A 14701-nucleotide genomic window follows, 5' to 3' on the forward strand; every position below is an offset into this window, starting at 1 on the left:
GGGTGGCGGCGCCCCCGCGGGGGGACTGGCGCCCCGGCGCCGGGGGCCCCCCCCCGGGCTCCCCCCGCGGGCCCCCCCCGACGGTGGCCGGCCGGCCACGGTCGTCGGGGACCGTCAGGTGACCCGGCTCGCGCGGTGGGAAGCGACCGCGAGGCGGGCCTCCGTGGAGAGGGGCGTCAGACCCGTCGAGGCGCGGGCGCGCTCCAGGACCGGGCCGGCCAGCGCGGCCAGCGTGTCCGAGGGGACGGCGTGCGGCTCCAGTTCCAGTCTCACCCTGAGGGCCGGCGCACTCCGCCGGCCCCGCAGGGCGACCCGGCACGCGGCGACCCCGTCCAGCGCGCCCACCTCCGCGGCCACCGCCGACTCCAGGGCGCGTCCCCGCAGCAGCGCGTAGGCCCCGTCCCCGGTGTCCACCGTCACCGTCGCCGGCTTCGACCGGCGCAGCTGGGCCAGCAGCCACCACAGCGCCAGCAGCACGCACAGCGCCAGCCCGCCGAGCACCGCCCACCACCACCAACCCTCGACGTGCACGTGGGCACGCCGGGCCCGCGCCGTCAGCAGCGGTGCGTGCCGCCCGGCCAGCGGCCACGACCCGGTCAGCACGGACACCCCGGCCGCCAGCAGCGCCAGCCCGATCAGGGCCAGCAGCACCCGGTTCACCACCCCGAGCATCGCGTCACCTTCACCCTTTCCGGCGGACCCGTACCCGCGCCACCGGCGGGTGCGCGAGCCCGAGTTCCTCGATGCCGACCGCGATTACCGCCTCCAGGTCGGCCCGTACGTCGGCCAGTTCGCGGAAGTGCGAGGTGGCCCGGACCCTGACGCGGGAGCGGCCCGTCTTCACCCGGACCGACCGCACCCCGGACACCTCCATCGCCCGGTCGCGCAGCACCAGACCGGCCGCCTTGCGGCCGAGGCCGGCCCGTACCTCCGAGCCCCGCATGACCAGGATCCCGCGCATCCCCGGCGCGACAGCGAGCAGCAGGAGCACCGCCCCGGCCACCGCCAGGACCGCTCCGGCGATCAGCACCTCCGCATCGGCGGGGGTCTGCCGCTCCAGCTGTCGCACCAGTTCCCGGCGCCAGCCCATGCCGGGTCGGTGCGCCCGTACCGCCGCGAGGTCGTAGAGGAACAGCCCCGCGACCGCGAGCACCGCCAGTGCGGTGAGCCCGGCCGGGATCCGCCGCACCGACTTGAACCGCCGCGCGCGCGGGCCCGTCACCGCAGCCGCCGGCCGCTGCGCCCGGCGGCGGCCGGCCCGGCCGGGAGGGGACGCAGCTGCTCGATGTCGATGTCCACCTCCGGTACCGCCATCCCGGCGCACCGCTCGATCCGCTCGGTCACTTCACGGCGTACGGCGGCGCACTGGGCGGTGAGGTCGGAGGGGTAGCCGAGCTCCAGGCTCACGTGCACCCGGGCGATGTCGTGGTGCACGGTGACGGTCGCGTGCGGGGGCGCCGGCGCGGGTCCGGTCGCGGCGAGCGCCTCCCGGGCCGCCTGGGCCGCGATCTTGGCCACGACCCGGTCGGCGATCTGGGTCGCTCCCCGTTCCGCGGGCAGTACCCGCGGCGGGGTGGGCCGCGGCGTGTTGGTGCTGCTCGTACTCATCGACGCCTCACCTGCGCCGGCCGTCGCGCGGACGGAACAGGTCGGCGATGTCCAGGTCCCCGTCGAGGAACCGGCCGACCACGAAACCGATGGCGCCCAGGGCTGCCACCAGCAGGAAGGCCCCGAAGCCGCCGAAGTACCCGGCGAACGCCAGTGCCATGCCGGCCACCAGGCCGACGACCGCCATGCTCATGCGGGGCTCCTTCGGCTACTGGAGACGGGATTCCGGTTCTTCGTCTTCCTCGTCGGGCAGCTTGACGTCGGTGACGGCGATGTTGACCTCCACGACTTCCAGGCCGGTCATCCGCTCGACCGCCGAGATGACGTTCTCACGGACCGCCCGGGCCACTTCGCGGATCGACACGCCGTACTCGACGACGATCTCCAGGTCGAGGGCGGTCTGGAGCTCGCCGACCTCGGCTTTCACCCCGCGCGAGGCGGAGGATTTGGCGCCGCCGGGTACGCGTTCGCGGACGGCGCCGAACGTACGCGAGAGGCCGGAGCCGCTGCCCATGGCGTGGACGCCGACCACCTCCCGGGCGGCCAGTCCGGCGATCTTCTCGACCACCCCGTCGGCGATGGACGTGCGGCCCCGGTCGGCGGCGTCCTTGGCGGGGCTCCCTGGCACGAATTCGGTCATCGCGTGTCCCTTCGAGCGTGCGGACTCACGACCACCGTAAGCGCGAAACCCCTCCGCCGCTCTGAGGACGCGGGTGCGTCGGGCGGATCGGAGGGGTTGCCGGGCCGGGCGCAGGGGGTGCCGGGCCGGCCGGGTCAGTCGGAGAGGCCGGCCAGGTCGCGCAGGCGGCGGGCCTGCGCCGCACGTTCGGCGGCGCGCTGGTCGTCGTAGGAGCGTGAGGTGGCGCCCCGCAGCAGTGTCTTGGTCTCGATGACCGCGTCGCGCGGCGGCGCCAGCAGGGCCGTCGTCAGGTCCTGGACGGCGGCGTCGAGCTCGTCCACGGGCACCACGAGGTTCGCCAGGCCCACCCGTTCGGCCTCTTCGGCGTGCACGAAGCGGCCCGTCGCGCAGATCTCCAGCGCGCGGGCGTACCCGACCAGCGAGGTCAGCGGCTGCGTACCGGTCAGGTCGGGCACCAGGCCGAGGCTGGTCTCGCGCATGGCGAACTGCACGTCGTCCGCGACCACGCGCAGGTCGCAGGCGAGCGCGAGCTGGAAGCCGGCGCCGATCGCGTGCCCCTGCACGGCGGCGACGGAGATGAGGTCGCCCCGCCGCCACCAGGTGAACGCCTCCTGGTACCCGGCGATGGTGCTGTCGAGCAGTTCGTCCGAACCGCGCGCGAGATCGAGGAAGGACGGCTCACCCTCGAAACCCTCGGGCGTGAACGCCTGACGGTCGAGTCCGGCGGAGAAGGACTTGCCTTCGCCGCGCAGCACGACGACCCGGACGCTCCCCGGCAACGACCGTCCGGCCTCCGCCAAAGCCCGCCAGAGCGCGGGGGACTGAGCGTTTCGCTTGGCCGGATTGGTCAATGTCACCGTGGCGACCGTGTCGTCCACGGTGAGCCGTACGCCGTCCTTGTCGAGCAGAGCCATCTCGGTGCCTCCGGTGTGCAGTCGGCCGGCAATCCCGGCCTAAGTGACTGCACAGTAACCACCCGGTCGGCCGCAGGACCGACCGGGGGCCACCGAAGAACCGTCCGTGACGGCCAGGGTCAGGCCGAGGCCGCCTTCTTGCCGCGCGTCGCGCCACCGCGACCACGCAGCACGACTCCGGACTCGCTGAGCATCCGGTGGACGAATCCGTAGGACCGGCCGGTCTCCTCGGCCAGCGCCCGGATACTCGCACCGGAGTCGTACTTCTTCTTCAGGTCTGCCGCGAGCTTGTCGCGCGCGGCGCCGGTTACCCGGCTGCCCTTCTTCAGAGTCTCGGCCACCCGTGCCTCCTCATGGGAAGTGCGCTCTGGACTTCTCATGATCACCCCTCCCCGCGATCCTGGCCACCCATTCAGCAAGGTCGGTACGACGGCATTTCTCAGGGAGTGGACACGAGAGCAGAACGGAATCTCCCCTTCCGCCGCATGACCTCCGTCACACTCCCCCGGCCGCACAAGAAATCACCAGGTCAGGGGCGGGACACCGGAAAGTGGACGGGCTCCGGTCGCGTACCCCCACGGGTACGGCCGGGGCCGTCGTGTCGGTGCGACGGTATGAGACCGCCTCACTCAGATGATGGATCACGCGTGGGCCGAATGATCCATAAGGGACTGGATCAACCCCGCGAAGGGTCGGCGGGACCCGCGCGAAGACTCGGGCGCGGGCTCGGGCGGAGGCTCGGCCGAGGGGTCAGGCGAGCGCCACGAGGTCCCGGTAGTCCGGACCCCACAGGTCTTCCACACCGTCCGGCAGCAGAATGATCCGCTCCGGCTCCAGGGCCTCCACCGCGCCCTCGTCGTGGGTGACGAGGATGACGGCGCCCTTGTACGTGCGCAGCGCGCCGAGGATCTCCTCGCGGCTGGCCGGGTCGAGGTTGTTGGTGGGTTCGTCGAGGAGCAGCACGTTCGCCGAGGAGACGACCAGCGTGGCCAGGGCCAGACGGGTCTTCTCACCGCCGGACAGGACGCCCGCGGGCTTGTCCACGTCGTCGCCGGAGAACAGGAACGAGCCGAGCGTCTTGCGGACGGCGACCAGGTCCAGGTCGGGCGCGGAGGAGCGCATGTTCTCCAGGACCGTGCGCTCCGGGTCGAGCGTCTCGTGCTCCTGGGCGTAGTAGCCGAGCTTGAGGCCGTGTCCGGGGGTCACGGTGCCGGTGTCCGGCTTCTCGGTGCCCGAGAGCAGGCGCAGGAGCGTGGTCTTGCCGGCGCCGTTGAGGCCGAGGATGACAACGCGCGAGCCCTTGTCGATGGCCAGGTCGACGTCGGTGAAGATCTCCAGCGAGCCGTAGGACTTCGACAGGCCCTCCGCGGTCAGCGGGGTCTTGCCGCAAGGCGCCGGGTCCGGGAAGCGCAGCTTGGCGACCTTGTCGGAGACGCGGACGGCCTCCAGGCCGGACAGCAGCCGCTCGGCCCGCTTGGCCATGTTCTGCGCGGCGACCGTCTTGGTCGCCTTGGCGCGCATCTTGTCGGCCTGGGAGTTGAGGGCCGCGGCCTTCTTCTCGGCGTTCTGGCGCTCGCGCTTGCGGCGCTTCTCGTCGGCCTCGCGCTGCTGCTGGTAGAGCTTCCAGCCCATGTTGTAGACGTCGATCTGGGCGCGGTTGGCATCCAGGTAGAACACCTTGTTGACGACGGTCTCGACCAGGTCGACGTCGTGGGAGATCACGATGAATCCGCCGCGGTAGTTCTTCAGGTAGTCGCGCAGCCAGACGATCGAGTCGGCGTCGAGGTGGTTGGTGGGCTCGTCGAGGAGCAGGGTGTCGGCGTCCGAGAAGAGGATGCGGGCGAGCTCGACCCGGCGGCGCTGACCACCGGAGAGGGTGTGCAGGGGCTGGCCGAGGACCCGGTCGGGCAGGCCGAGGGCGGCCGAGATGGTGGCGGCCTCCGCCTCGGCGGCGTACCCGCCCTTGGTCAGGAACTCGGTCTCCTGGCGCTCGTACTGCTTCATCGCCTTGTCGCGGGTGCCGCCGCTGCCGGTGGCGATGCGCTCCTCGTTCATGCGCATCTTCTTGATCAGTACGTCGAGCCCGCGTGCGGAGAGGATCCGGTCGCGGGCGAGTACGTCGAGGTCACCGGTGCGCGGGTCCTGCGGCAGGTAGCCGACCTCGCCCGAGCGGGTGATGGCGCCGGCGGCCGGCTGGCCCTCGCCGGCGAGGCACTTGGTGAGGGTCGTCTTGCCCGCGCCGTTGCGGCCGACCAGACCGATGCGGTCGCCCTTGGCGACTCGGAAGGAGGCGGACTCGATGAGGACGCGGGCGCCGGCGCGCAGCTCGATGCCGGTGGCGGTGATCACGGAAATACTCCAGGGCGGTGGGGACGGCGGAAGGGGGGCAGGACGCGCGAGGCTTCGACGCCGCTAATCCGCGAGGAGATTTGCCATGAGGACATTCTACCGGGGGCGCGCAACCACTTTTCGGGCCGCCCGGTCACCTTCCCGTCCCGTCGCCGGGTGCCCGCCGGTCGTCGTCGCGGCCCCGCCGGGGTCCGCGCCCGGTCCTCCGTTCGGCGCACGGATCCCGCGCGCCTTCCGGGGCACGTATCAGGGCAACGACGGTGACGGTCGCCGCGAGTGCGGACACGTGGGAGCGAGGTCGGTGCGGCATGCAGTTCGACGACGACGCCAATCTGGACACGTCGGAGGTCTCGGACCAGCGCGGCAGCCGGGTCCCGGGCGGCAGGGCCACGATCGGCGGGGGGCTCGTCGGTCTGATCGCCCTGGTCCTGGGGCTGCTGCTGGGGGTGGGACCGGACCGGCTGGGCCTGTCGGGCGGTGGTCCCCGACCGGTGACGAGCCCCTCCTCCGCCGCCCGGGTGCAGCAGACCTGCCGGACCGGCCACGACGCGAACACCCGCGAGGACTGCCGGCTCGTCGCCGTGACGAACAGCACGCAGGACTACTGGCGGCAGGAGTTCCAGCAGCGGGGCGCCCGGTACGTCCCGGCCTCGACCGTCTTCTTCACCGGCCAGGTGAACACCGCCTGCGGCCCGGCCACCTCGGCGGTCGGCCCCTTCTACTGCCCCGGTGACCGGAAGGTCTACCTCGACCTCGGCTTCTTCCAGGAGCTGCGGACGAAATTCGGCGCGAGCGGCGGCCCCTTCGCCCAGGCGTACGTGGTCGCCCACGAGTACGGGCACCACATCCAGAACCTGACGGGGACGCTCGGGAAGTCCCAGGACGGGCGGACGGGCGCGAACAGCAACTCGGTCAAGGTCGAGCTCCAAGCCGACTGCTACGCGGGGGTGTGGGCCCACAACGCGACCCGGACCCGGGACGAGTCCACCGGGCGCCCGCTGATCACCAGCCTGACCGACCAGGACATCAAGGACGGCCTGGACGCGGCGGCCGCGATCGGCGACGACCGGATCCAGGAGAAGTTCCAGGGGCGGGTCACCCCGGAATCGTGGACGCACGGCTCGGCTCAGCAGCGCCGACAGTGGTTCTACCAGGGCTACCGGACCGGCGACATGGCCCAGTGCGACACCTTCCGCTGACTGTCGGCGGTGCCTGCCATGCTGTGGTGCGGGTCACGTGGCCGGTCGCCCGGTCTCGTGATCGCAGGTCCGTACACGCCCACCGCACGAGAGGGAGTGATCGTCATGGCAGGTGTTCCGTCCATCGTTCCGACGCTGCTCTACCGCGACGCGAAGGCCGCGATCCGGCAGTTGACCGAGGCGTTCGGGTTCACGCAGGTCGCCGTCTACGAGGGTGAGGACGGCTCGGTGATGCACGCGGAGCTGTCGTACGGGAACGGCGCGGTGATGCTCGGCAGCAAGGGCCGGGGCGGGGCCTTCGACAAGGCCATGGCGGACGGCGGGCCCGTCGGTGTCTACGTCGTGGTGGACGACGTGGATGCCCACCACCGCCGGGCCGCGGAGCACGGCGTGGAGATCGTGATGGAGCCGACCGACCAGGACTACGGCTCGCGGGACTACATGGCCCGCGACGCCGAGGGCAACATCTGGAGCTTCGGGACGTACGCACCGCAGGTCTGACCGCGGCCGGGCGTACGCCCCTCGTTTCCTTGTGGTGCTACGCGCCGCCGGTGTGGACCTGGAAGGCGGCCCGACGGACCGCCTTGGCCAGGGCCGGGTCGGGGTGGGCGGCGGCCAGGGCCACCAGGACCTGCACGGTGCGGGGGTGACCGACCGCGCGGACCTCGTCCAGCAACCGGGGCACGGTGGTGCGCACGGCCGAGTCGAGGTGGCGGGCCAGCAGTTCGGCCTCTCCGTGGTCCGCGATGGCAGCGGCGGTGTCCACCCAGAGCCAGGTCGACTCCTCGGGGGTGAGGACGTCCTGTGCCTCGTCCGGGTCCACCCCGTCGTGCTCGGCGAGCCAGAGCAGGGCGTAGGGCCGCAGCGCCGGGTCGCGTACGGCGGCGCGCACGTCGGGTTCGGCGGGGGCGCCGACCACGCGGAGCGCCTCGAAGGCGAGGCCGCGCAGTAGGGCGTCCTCCCCGCGGGCGGCCTGGAGCAGTTCGCTGACGGCGTGTCCGACGGGTCGGGCGGCGAGCCAGGCCCGGTACTCGGCGCGCGCGGGCCCCGGGGTGAGCCGGGCGCAGCCGTGCAGCATGGCGGCGGCGGACTGTTCGATGTTCCCGGCCGGGCTCTGCGCGGCGACGCAGATCTGCTCCAGCTTGACCCAGACGGCCCAACTGCCGAGCGGGGTGAGGGTGGCCCGCGCGGGACCGAGGGTGACGGCGTCGACGGCGGCGAGGCCGCCGAGCGCCCAGCGCAGCAGGCGGGCGAGGGGGACGGGGGGCGCGGGGGCGGTCGTCTGCGCGGTGACCGCCGAGTCCGTCGGGCCGTCGTGCGCGGAGGCCGGGTCGGAGGCGTCCGGGGTGGAGGCGGCGTAGGGGACTTCGCAGCGCTCGTCGCGCAGTTCCGTCACCCGTTGGTCGAGCAGGTCCAGCAGGTCCGGGACGGTCACCGGACCGGCGGAGAGCTGGAGCAGCGACAGGAGTTGGGGCATCGCCTCGACGACCTCGGCGACGGCCGCCGGGGCGATGTCGGCAGGGGCCGGATGGACGAGCGACCAGGCGTCGAACAGGGCGACCCAACCGCGCAGGACCGCGGTGTCGTCCCGGTCCCAGGCGCGCAGGCGCCAGCCGGGCCGGGCGTGGCCGCCGTGCACCTCGACCAGGCCGGAGAGGCGGGCCCGGTCCCAGCCGACCCGGATCTGGCCGTGGGTCAGCCCCAGGTCTTCCGCGGCCCGTTCGACGTCCGTGGCGGGCAGCGCGCCCGCCGGGGCGGGCCTGCCCCCGTCGCCGGCCCCGAGGTGCCGCTCGGCCCAGCGGGCCAGCCGTACCGCGTCGGCGAGTGAGGCCCGGGCCCGGTTCGCCAGGTCGGCCGTCGCGGGAGTGCCCGCCGGGGGCCGGGGGGCGGTTCGCGTCCGCCGATCGGTCACCGCCTTGCGGGCCGCGGCGACGGAGCGCGGGGAGACGAGTCGGAGTCTGGAGTCGCGAGCCAACTGCTCATCAGGCTTTCGGGACGTCACGGAAGCAGTCTCGCCCGTCACTGGCCGAAAGCCCAAACGGAACGGGGCGTTTCTACGGGTCACCGGTCAGGCATACCGGGACAAGACGACCACGACACTTCCTCTGCCACAGCTCTTTCACACGACCGTAGCGGTTCGGATGAGAAGCGGTTTCACATGAGAGGGGTCAAGAAGCGGCGCAGGGTCTCCTCGTAGACCGCCGGGTCCGCGTTCCACATCGCGCCGTGTGGCGCGCTCCGAACCGTCTTCAGGGTGACCAGGTCGGGGCGGGCCGCGGCGAGCCGGCGGGCGGGCCCCCAGGGGGCGATCACATCGTCGGGTCCGTGGAAGATCAGGACGGGCATCCCCAGCGTGCCGGGGTCCGCTCCCGGGGGGCGCCGGTCGACGCGCAGGCCCGCGCGGCCTTCGGCGGCCCGGACCACGAACGGCATCAGCGGCGCCGGGGTGCGCCGGGCCTCGGCCAGGGCGCGCAGGGTGGTGTGCCAGTCGAGCACCGGGGAGTCCAGCACCAGTCCGGAGATCCGGCCGGCCAGCGCCGAGCGCTCGGCGGCGTAGAGCGCCATGGTGGCGCCGGTGGACCAGCCGTACAGGATGACGCTTCGGGCGCCGTAGCGCAGGGCGTAGCGGATGGCGGCGTCCACGTCCCGCCACTCCGACTCGCCGAGATGACCGAGGCCGTCCGGTGGGCGGGGGGCCCCGAGGTCGCCCCGGTAGCCGACATCAAGGACGGGGATCCCGTACCGGTGCAGGAACGGCATGACGACCATCGGGTGCTCTCGGGTGCCGCCCAGTCCGTGCACGGCGATGACCCAGGTGTCACGGGCCGCCGGGACGAACCAGGCGGGCAGCGGGCCGAGCTCGCCGGGGATGTCCACGTCGGCGTGGTCGAGCCCGAGGGCGGTGCGCGGATTGCCGAGGTGGACCTGGGGGGTGAGGGCGAGCCGGGTGCCGCGACCGAGGCTGCCGTGGGTGACGGCGAGGAGGCGGCGTACGACGGTGTCGGGGCCGTGCGGGACATCGGTGAGGACGGGGCCGACCACGGCGTGCACGCCGGGGGCGTCCAGGCCGTACCTGCCGGGGCGCAGGGAGGCCAAGGACCGACTCAGCTCGACGCGGCCGGCCGCGGTGGAGTGGACGGTGAGCCGGGCACTGCCGGGCAGGGGGCGCCCCGGTTCGGGACGCAGGGCCGCGTCGGCGGCGTACCGGCCGGCCGCGACGGCGGCCGCGCCGGCACCGATCAGGGTCGCGGTGACGGCCGCTGCCGTCGCTGTGGCGGTACGCACCGCTCCAGTGTCGGGGCGCGACGACACGGAGGCCACTGGAGGAGATCATTCCGCATCCGTCGGGTCACGGTCGGTCAAGGTTCCGCCTGGCCGCCACGGAATGTGATCCGGGTCTCGTCGGGAAGGGCGCGAGAGGCCGGGGGGGGCGGCCGTGACACCCGCCGGTGAGAGCCGCTCACCGGCTGTGACGTGCCCTTATGGCTGGATCAGGGGTTGAATCGGGAGGAAGGCCCCGATCGCACCGCGGGACGCGACACCACCCGACCTCCCCCAGTTCATCTTCCGTTCACTCAGGTTGCCTACGGTCGCCGAACCACTGACGCCAAACAGAAGCCTGGGTAAATGGAGCACATAACGCTTCTCCTCGGGATCGTGATCATCACCGCTCTCGTGTTCGACTTCACGAACGGTTTCCACGACACAGCCAACGCGATGGCGACCACCATCTCGACCGGCGCTCTCAAGCCCAAGACGGCGGTGGCCATGTCCGCCGTCCTCAACCTCGTCGGCGCGTTCATGTCCGTGGAGGTCGCCAAGACGATCTCCAAGGGCCTGGTCAACGAGGAGGGCATCCAGCCCGAAGTGATCTTCGCCGCCCTGGTCGGCGCGATCCTCTGGAATCTGGTCACCTGGCTGGTCGGGCTCCCCTCCAGCTCCTCCCACGCCCTGATGGGCGGCCTGATCGGCGCCGCGGTGGCCTCGGCCGGCCTCGGCGCGGTCAATGGCAGCGTGGTCGTCACCAAGGTGCTCATCCCGGCGGTCGCCGCCCCCATCGTGGCCGGGGTGGCCGCGATGCTGGCCGCCAGGCTCACGTACAAGCTCGGTGGCAAGGTCGGCGGCAAGACCGCCACCAAGGGGTACCGCGCCGGCCAGATCGCCTCGGCCGGTCTCGTCTCCCTGGCGCACGGCACCAACGACGCCCAGAAGACGATGGGCATCATCACGCTCGCGCTCGTCGCGGGCGGCGCCCTGGACTCCGGCGCCAACCCGCCGGTCTGGGTCATCGTCTCCGCCGGCATGGCCATCGCGACCGGCACCTACCTGGGCGGCTGGCGCATCATCCGCACCATGGGCAGCGGCCTCACCGAACTCCAGCCGCAGCAGGGCTTCGCCGCCCAGACCTCGGCCGCGAGCGTCATCCTGGCCTCGTCCCACCTCGGCTTCTCCCTCTCCACCACCCACGCCTGCTCGGGCGCGGTCATGGGTGCGGGCCTGGGCCGCAAGGGCGGTGTGGTCCGCTGGTCCACCGCCACCCGCATGTTCATCGCGTGGGGCCTGACCCTGCCGGCCGCCGCGCTGGTCGGCGCCGGCGCCGAGATGGTCATGCGCACCGGCAACGTGGGCGTCGCCGCCGTCGTGGTCTTCCTCGTCGCCTCCTGCGCCGCGATCTGGTTCATCTCGCGCCGCCAGGTCGTCGACCACCACAACGTCACGGAGGCGGAGCCGGTCGCCGTCGAGCCGCCCGGCGTCGTCACCACGGCCATGGCCGCCGTCACCGTCCCGCCGATCGCCGCCGCCGGTACCACCGCCGCCGTCACGGACGAGGACCTCAAGGCCACCATCCCGGCGGCCGCCCCGGCACCCGTGGCTCCGGCCGCGGCGGTCTGACCCCGAGAACGACAGAGGAATCAGCGGTATGAAGATCGACTGGGCAGCACTCGGCTCCGTCTTCGGGGTCAGCCTCTCCGCCACCGTCGCCCTCGTGGCCCTGTTCACGCTGGGCCTGGTGGGCCTCTCCAAGCACGAGGCCGCCACGGAGCAGGGCGGGACCGCCACCGCGGCCCGCGGCGGCGCGTACGCCTGCTTCACGCTCTGCGGCCTCGCCGTGGCCTACGCGATCTACTTGATCGTCAGCTGACGCGACGACCGTCGAAAGCTCCCCGCGGGATTCCCGCGGGGAGCTTTCACATGCCCCCGCCCCGGCCGCCCCACCCCCTCCCGGCGCGCAGGTCAACGGCAAGTTGACGGGCGTTCTCGGCGCGTGGTGGACTGCCCGAGCCAATACGGCGGCATGGAGAGGAAGTCCGGTGCGAATCCGGCGCGGTCCCGCCACTGTCACCGGGGAGCGCACGCGGTCCGTGCGTCCCGGGAGCCAGGAACTCTCGCCGCCGGACACGTCGAACCAGGGCGCGGACCCTGAGCGAGGACATACCTGCCACCATGCGTGCCGATCGCGTATTCGCGTACGGCGCCACGGCGGGCCTGATCGGCGACCGGATCCTCGGGGATCCGCGCCGGGGGCACCCCGTGGCCGCCTTCGGAAGAGCCGCCGCCGCCCTCGAACGCGTCCTGTGGCGCGACGACCGGGCGCGGGGCGTGGTCCACACCCTGGTGTGCGCGGGGGGCGCGCTCGCCGTCGGCGCGCTCGGCGCCCGCGCCGTGCGCTCCCGGCCCGCGGCCACCCGTATCGCCCTGACCGCCGCCGCCACCTGGGCCGTCGTCGGCGGCACCTCGCTCGGCCGGGAGGCCCGGGCCATCGGCGGGGCGCTCGCCGCGGGGGACGCCGAGGTGGCCCGGGAGCGGCTGCCGCACCTGTGCGGCCGGGACCCGCAGGCCCTGGACGAACAGCAGTTGGCTCGCGCGGTCGTGGAGTCCGTCGCCGAGAACACCTCCGACGCGGTCGTCGGCGCGCTGGTCTGGGGTGCCCTCGCGGGTGTGCCCGGGCTGCTGGCGTTCCGTGCCGTCAACACCCTGGACGCGATGGTGGGCCACAAGTCGCCGCGCTACCTGCGCTACGGCTGGGCCTCCGCCCGGCTCGACGACGTGGCGGGCTGGCCCGGCGCCCGGCTGACGGCGCTCGCGGCCGTCCTGGTTGGACCCGACCGGCGGGGAGCCGCACGGGCCTGGCGCGCCGACGCCGCCACGCACCCGAGCCCCAACGCCGGCCCGGTCGAGGCGTCGTTCGCCGGGGCGCTGGGCGTACGGCTGGGCGGGACCCTCGCGTACGGCGGCCGGGTCGAGCACCGGGCCGTGCTGAACGGCGCCGCCGGGCGGCCGGTCGAGGTGGCGGACATCGAGCGGGCGGTACGGCTGTCGCGTCGGGTGACGTGGGTGGCGCTCGGGGCGTGTGTGGCATTGCGGTGTGCGATGACACGGTGGTCGGCACGGCAGTCGGGGAAGGGGCGGGCATGAGCGGCACGAGCGGTTCGAAGCGGGGCGGCGGTCTGCTGGTCGCGGGCACCACGTCGGACGCGGGCAAGAGCGTGGTCACGGCGGGCATCTGCCGCTGGCTGTCCCGGCAGGGCGTGAAGGTGGCGCCGTTCAAGGCGCAGAACATGTCGCTGAACTCGTTCGTCACCCGGGAGGGCGCCGAGATCGGCCGGGCGCAGGCGATGCAGGCGCAGGCCGCCCGGGTGGAGCCGACGGCGCTGATGAATCCGGTGCTGCTCAAGCCGGGCAGCGACCGCAGCAGCCAAGTCGTGCTGCTGGGCAAGCCGGTGGGCGAGATGAGCGCCCGAGGGTTCTTCGGGAATCCCGGGGGGTCGGCCGCCGGGAAGGCGCCGCACGGCGGACGCGAGCAGTTGCTCGGGGTCGTCACGGACTGCCTGGAGCAGCTTCGGGGCACGTATGACGCCGTGATCTGCGAGGGGGCGGGCAGTCCGGCCGAGATCAACCTGCGCCGGACCGACATCGTGAACATGGGCATCGCGCGGGCCGCGCGGTTCCCGGTGGTGGTGGTCGGGGACATCGACCGGGGCGGTGTGTTCGCCTCGTTCTTCGGGACGACGGCGCTGCTGTCGCCGGAGGACCAGTCGCTGATCGCCGGTTACCTGGTGAACAAGTTCCGCGGTGACGTCTCGCTGCTGGAACCCGGCATGGAGATGCTGCGCGGGCTGACCGGGCGGTCCACCTACGGCGTACTGCCGTACCGGCACGGGCTGGGCATCGACGAGGAGGACGGCCTGAGGGTCTCGCTGCGGGGCGCGGTACGCGAGTCCGTGGTCGCCCCGCCGGTAGGCGAGGACGTGCTGCGGGTCGCGGTGTGCGCGGTGCCGTTGATGTCGAACTTCACCGACGTGGACGCGCTCGCGGCGGAACCCGGGGTCGTGGTGCGGTTCGTGGACCGGCCCGAGGAACTGACCGACGCCGACCTGGTGGTGGTACCGGGCACCCGCGGCACCGTGAAGGCCCTCGCCTGGCTGCGCGAGCGCGGTCTGGCCGACGCCCTGGCGGCGCGGGCCGCGGCCGGGCGGCCGGTGCTGGGCATCTGCGGCGGGTTCCAGGTGCTGGGCGAGCGGATCGAGGACGAGGTGGAATCCCGGGCGGGCACCGTCGAGGGCCTGGGGCTGTTGCCCGTACGCGTCCGCTTCGCGCGCGAGAAGACGCTGGCGCGGCCGGTGGGTTCGGCGCTGGACGAGCCCGTCGAGGGGTACGAGATCCACCACGGCGTGGCCGAGGTGCTGGGCGGGTCCCCCTTCCTGGACGGCTGCCGGGTCGGTGAGGTGTGGGGCACGCACTGGCACGGCTCGCTGGAGTCGGACGGCTTCCGCCGGGCCTTCCTCCGGGAGGTCGCGGCGGCCGCGGGGCGCCGGTTCGTCCCGGCGCCCGACACGTCGTTCGCCGCCCTGCGGGAGCGACAGCTCGACCTGCTCGGGGACTTGATCGAGGAACACGCGGACACTTCCGCGCTGCTGGGGCTGATCGAGTCGGGCGCGCCCGCCGGGCTCCCGTTCCTGCCGCCGGGCGCGCCGTGAGGCCCGCGGCCC

General features: G+C 73.2%; 16 protein-coding genes and 1 riboswitch. Of the genes, 6 read left to right on the forward strand and 10 right to left on the reverse strand.

Going from position 1 to position 14701, the window contains the following annotated elements:
• Positions 1-114: 114 nt before the first annotated feature.
• The 8 genes from amaP to ABZ934_RS17045 form a co-directional block, all read right to left on the reverse strand.
• Positions 115-672, reverse strand: coding sequence for an alkaline shock response membrane anchor protein AmaP (gene amaP / locus ABZ934_RS17010; protein ID WP_361313365.1), 558 nt, complete (start codon positions 670-672; stop codon positions 115-117).
• Positions 673-682: 10 nt separating this feature from the next.
• Complete coding sequence (locus ABZ934_RS17015) at positions 683-1222, reverse strand: DUF6286 domain-containing protein (RefSeq protein ID WP_361313368.1); 540 nt, start codon at positions 1220-1222, stop codon at positions 683-685.
• Complete coding sequence (locus ABZ934_RS17020) at positions 1219-1608, reverse strand: hypothetical protein (RefSeq protein ID WP_361313371.1); 390 nt, start codon at positions 1606-1608, stop codon at positions 1219-1221. The genes ABZ934_RS17015 and ABZ934_RS17020 overlap by 4 nt, the downstream gene beginning before the upstream one ends.
• 7 nt (positions 1609-1615) lie before the next feature.
• Positions 1616-1801, reverse strand: a complete 186-nt coding sequence (locus ABZ934_RS17025; protein WP_190181939.1) for a hypothetical protein — start codon at positions 1799-1801, stop codon at positions 1616-1618.
• Positions 1802-1816: 15 nt separating this feature from the next.
• The gene (locus ABZ934_RS17030) at positions 1817-2248 is read right to left on the reverse strand and encodes an Asp23/Gls24 family envelope stress response protein (protein WP_361313374.1); all 432 of its coding nucleotides are present in this window, start codon (positions 2246-2248) and stop codon (positions 1817-1819) included.
• Between the two features lie 134 nt (positions 2249-2382).
• Complete coding sequence (locus ABZ934_RS17035; protein ID WP_361313377.1) at positions 2383-3162, reverse strand: enoyl-CoA hydratase/isomerase family protein; 780 nt, start codon at positions 3160-3162, stop codon at positions 2383-2385.
• 119 nt (positions 3163-3281) lie between these two features.
• A complete protein-coding gene (locus tag ABZ934_RS17040; protein WP_005319113.1) occupies positions 3282-3503 on the reverse strand; it encodes a helix-turn-helix domain-containing protein in 222 nt (73 codons plus the stop codon).
• A 409-nt stretch (positions 3504-3912) separates the two neighbouring features.
• Positions 3913-5511 carry an ABC-F family ATP-binding cassette domain-containing protein gene (locus ABZ934_RS17045; RefSeq protein ID WP_361313380.1) on the reverse strand — a complete coding sequence of 533 codons (1599 nt, stop codon included), beginning with the start codon at positions 5509-5511 and terminating at the stop codon, positions 3913-3915.
• A gap of 308 nt (positions 5512-5819) precedes the next feature.
• Here ABZ934_RS17045 and ABZ934_RS17050 point away from each other — a divergent pair, with 308 nt between their 5' ends.
• Positions 5820-6710 carry a neutral zinc metallopeptidase gene (locus ABZ934_RS17050; protein WP_361313383.1) on the forward strand — a complete coding sequence of 297 codons (891 nt, stop codon included), beginning with the start codon at positions 5820-5822 and terminating at the stop codon, positions 6708-6710.
• Positions 6711-6815: 105 nt separating this feature from the next.
• On the forward strand, positions 6816-7211 hold the full coding sequence (locus tag ABZ934_RS17055; protein ID WP_361313386.1) for a VOC family protein: 396 nt from the start codon (positions 6816-6818) through the stop codon (positions 7209-7211).
• 37 nt (positions 7212-7248) lie between these two features.
• Here the strand turns inward: ABZ934_RS17055 and ABZ934_RS17060 are convergent, their stop codons facing one another.
• Together ABZ934_RS17060 and ABZ934_RS17065 are read right to left on the reverse strand one after the other, a co-directional pair.
• A complete protein-coding gene (locus ABZ934_RS17060) occupies positions 7249-8622 on the reverse strand; it encodes a hypothetical protein (RefSeq protein ID WP_361313824.1) in 1374 nt (457 codons plus the stop codon).
• A gap of 242 nt (positions 8623-8864) precedes the next feature.
• Positions 8865-9995 (reverse strand): alpha/beta fold hydrolase, encoded by a 1131-nt coding sequence (locus tag ABZ934_RS17065; RefSeq protein WP_361313389.1) that lies wholly within the window; start codon positions 9993-9995, stop codon positions 8865-8867.
• Between the two features lie 342 nt (positions 9996-10337).
• Here ABZ934_RS17065 and ABZ934_RS17070 point away from each other — a divergent pair, with 342 nt between their 5' ends.
• The 4 genes from ABZ934_RS17070 (at position 10338) to ABZ934_RS17085 (ending at position 14689) form a co-directional block, all read left to right on the forward strand.
• A complete protein-coding gene (locus tag ABZ934_RS17070) occupies positions 10338-11603 on the forward strand; it encodes an inorganic phosphate transporter (RefSeq protein ID WP_361313392.1) in 1266 nt (421 codons plus the stop codon).
• Between the two features lie 28 nt (positions 11604-11631).
• On the forward strand, positions 11632-11853 hold the full coding sequence (locus tag ABZ934_RS17075) for a hypothetical protein (RefSeq protein ID WP_361313395.1): 222 nt from the start codon (positions 11632-11634) through the stop codon (positions 11851-11853).
• Between the two features lie 157 nt (positions 11854-12010).
• Positions 12011-12097, forward strand: a riboswitch (cobalamin riboswitch).
• A 58-nt stretch (positions 12098-12155) separates the two neighbouring features.
• The gene (locus ABZ934_RS17080) at positions 12156-13127 is read left to right on the forward strand and encodes a cobalamin biosynthesis protein (protein WP_361313398.1); all 972 of its coding nucleotides are present in this window, start codon (positions 12156-12158) and stop codon (positions 13125-13127) included.
• Positions 13124-14689, forward strand: coding sequence for a cobyric acid synthase (locus tag ABZ934_RS17085; RefSeq protein ID WP_361313401.1), 1566 nt, complete (start codon positions 13124-13126; stop codon positions 14687-14689). Before ABZ934_RS17080 ends, ABZ934_RS17085 begins: the two co-directional genes overlap by 4 nt.
• Positions 14690-14701: the final 12 nt, after the last annotated feature.

The sequence above is a fragment of the Streptomyces sp. NPDC046557 genome (assembly GCF_040645975.1).
In the GTDB taxonomy this organism is placed as follows: Bacteria; Actinomycetota; Actinomycetes; order Streptomycetales; family Streptomycetaceae; genus Streptomyces.